At 67.9% G+C, this 315-nt stretch carries 1 protein-coding gene; it reads right to left on the bottom strand.

Annotation, left to right across the window (positions count from 1 at the left end):
* Positions 1-57: 57 nt before the first annotated feature.
* Positions 58-315 (bottom strand): hypothetical protein (locus SB753_RS35980; RefSeq protein WP_410804868.1); only part of this gene is annotated, 258 nt, incomplete at its 5' end.

Here is a 315-nt window from a genome sequence, read left to right as displayed (position 1 = left end):
TGACGTTCGCGGTCTACGTGATCGTCCTCTTCAGCTGAGGCGTGCGGCGGGGCATACTCAGGCGATGTCCCGCCGCAGCGGCACCGCCAGGGCGACCAGAGCGCCCACGGCCGTGTATCCGAGCAGGATGAGCGCGCCGAGCATCGGCGACACCAGCGGGGCGGCGGCGAGCGGCGTCTGTTCGGAGATCGCATCGGTCAGGAACGTGACGCGCGTGAGCGACGCCGTCGCGCCGCCGGGCAGGTACGAGTAGAGGGCGTTGACTCCGGGGACGATCATGATCACGTTCTCGAGGAAGTAGAAGTACCCGAGCAC

Source organism: Paraburkholderia sp. SIMBA_053 (genome assembly GCF_046534895.1).
GTDB classification, from domain to species: Bacteria; Pseudomonadota; Gammaproteobacteria; order Burkholderiales; family Burkholderiaceae; genus Paraburkholderia; species Paraburkholderia caledonica.
This window is presented reverse-complemented; position numbering and strand designations above follow the sequence as displayed.